This is a genomic window from Bacillus sp. TH25 (assembly GCF_016650935.1).
Lineage (GTDB): Bacteria > Bacillota > Bacilli > Bacillales > Bacillaceae_G > Bacillus_A > Bacillus_A mycoides.
Genome location: NZ_JAEKEU010000005.1, coordinates 1 through 2,500 on the forward strand (window position 1 = coordinate 1; position 2,500 = coordinate 2,500).

Below are 2,500 nucleotides of genomic sequence, written 5' to 3' on the forward strand. Positions count from 1 at the left end.
CAACTACCATCGGCGCTAGAGAGCTTAACTTCCGTGTTCGGTATGGGAACGGGTGTGACCTCTCTGCCATCATCACCAAACTATGAAGGTATATTCCTTCAAAACTAGATAACATTTGCTTCATATTATATGGTTAAGTCCTCGATCTATTAGTATTCGTCAGCTCCACATGTCACCATGCTTCCACCTCGAACCTATCAACCTGATCATCTTTCAGGGATCTTACTAGCTTACGCTATGGGAAATCTCATCTTGAGGGGGGCTTCATGCTTAGATGCTTTCAGCACTTATCCCTTCCGCACATAGCTACCCAGCTATGCCCTTGGCAGAACAACTGGTACACCAGCGGTGCGTCCATCCCGGTCCTCTCGTACTAAGGACAGCTCCTCTCAAATTTCCTGCGCCCACGACGGATAGGGACCGAACTGTCTCACGACGTTCTGAACCCAGCTCGCGTACCGCTTTAATGGGCGAACAGCCCAACCCTTGGGACCGACTACAGCCCCAGGATGCGATGAGCCGACATCGAGGTGCCAAACCTCCCCGTCGATGTGGACTCTTGGGGGAGATAAGCCTGTTATCCCCGGGGTAGCTTTTATCCGTTGAGCGATGGCCCTTCCATGCGGAACCACCGGATCACTAAGCCCGACTTTCGTCCCTGCTCGACTTGTAGGTCTCGCAGTCAAGCTCCCTTATGCCTTTGCACTCTACGAATGATTTCCAACCATTCTGAGGGAACCTTTGGGCGCCTCCGTTACACTTTAGGAGGCGACCGCCCCAGTCAAACTGCCCACCTGACACTGTCTCCCGGGTCGATAAGACCCGTAGGTTAGAATTTCAATACAGTCAGGGCGGTATCCCACCAGCGCCTCCACCGAAGCTAGCGCTCCGGTTTCAATGGCTCCCGCCTATCCTGTACAAACTGTACCAAAATTCAATATCAGGCTACAGTAAAGCTCCACGGGGTCTTTCCGTCCTGTCGCGGGTAACCTGCATCTTCACAGGTACTATAATTTCACCGAGTCTCTGGTTGAGACAGTGCCCAAATCGTTACACCTTTCGTGCGGGTCGGAACTTACCCGACAAGGAATTTCGCTACCTTAGGACCGTTATAGTTACGGCCGCCGTTTACTGGGGCTTCAGTTCAGAGCTTCGCTTACGCTAACCCCTCTCCTTAACCTTCCAGCACCGGGCAGGTGTCAGCCCCTATACTTCGCCTTACGGCTTCGCAGAGACCTGTGTTTTTGCTAAACAGTCGCTTGGGCCTATTCACTGCGGCTTTCCGTTAAGAAAGCACCCCTTCTCCCGAAGTTACGGGGTCATTTTGCCGAGTTCCTTAACCAGAGTTCTCTCGCACACCTTAGGATTCTCTCCTCGCCTACCTGTGTCGGTTTGCGGTACAGGCACCTTTTATCTCGCTAGAAGCTTTTCTTGGCAGCGGGGAATCAAAGACTTCGCTCCATAAGGAGCTTCCCCATCACAGCTCAGCCTTCACGATAAGCGGATTTGCCTACTTATCAGCCTAACTGCTTGGACGTGCACAACCAATCGCACGCTTCTTCTATCCTTCTGCGTCCCTCCATTGCTCAAACGATAAAGAGGTGGTACAGGAATATCAACCTGTTGTCCATCGCCTACGCCTGTCGGCCTCGGCTTAGGTCCTGACTAACCCTGAGCGGACGAGCCTTCCTCAGGAAACCTTAGGCATTCGGTGGACGGGATTCTCACCCGTCTTTCGCTACTCATACCGGCATTCTCACTTCTAAGCGCTCCACCAGTCCTTCCGGTCTGACTTCACTGCACTTAGAACGCTCCCCTACCACTGATACCATTGGTATCAATTCGCAGCTTCGGTGGTGTATTTAGCCCCGGTACATTTTCGGCGCAGAGTCACTCGACTAGTGAGCTATTACGCACTCTTTAAATGGTGGCTGCTTCTGAGCCAACATCCTAGTTGTCTAAGCAACTCCACATCCTTTTCCACTTAATACACACTTTGGGACCTTAGCTGGCGATCTGGGCTGTTTCCCTCTTGACTACGGATCTTATCACTCGCAGTCTGACTCCTAAGGATAAGTCATTGGCATTCGGAGTTTGACTGAATTCGGTAATCCGATGAGGACCCCTAGTTCAATCAGTGCTCTACCTCCAAGACTCTTACACTTAAGGCTAGCCCTAAAGCTATTTCGGGGAGAACCAGCTATCTCCAGGTTCGATTGGAATTTCTCCGCTACCCACACCTCATCCCCGCACTTTTCAACGTGCGTGGGTTCGGGCCTCCATTCAGTGTTACCTGAACTTCACCCTGGACATGGGTAGATCACCTGGTTTCGGGTCTACGACCACGTACTAAACGCCCTATTCAGACTCGCTTTCGCTGCGGCTCCGCCTCTTCAGCTTAACCTTGCACGGGATCGTAACTCGCCGGTTCATTCTACAAAAGGCACGCCATCACCCATTAACGGGCTCTGACTATTTGTAGGCACACGGTTTCAGGATC

General features: G+C 51.9%; 2 rRNA genes (1 of these 2 cut by a window edge). Both read right to left on the reverse strand.

Features of this window, described 5'->3' with window-relative positions:
• Positions 1 to 80 (reverse strand): 5S ribosomal RNA (gene rrf / locus JFT89_RS01855); the annotation flags it as partial.
• 49 nt (positions 81 to 129) lie between these two features.
• Positions 130 to 2,500, reverse strand: a 23S ribosomal RNA gene (locus JFT89_RS01860); it runs 551 nt beyond the window's last position.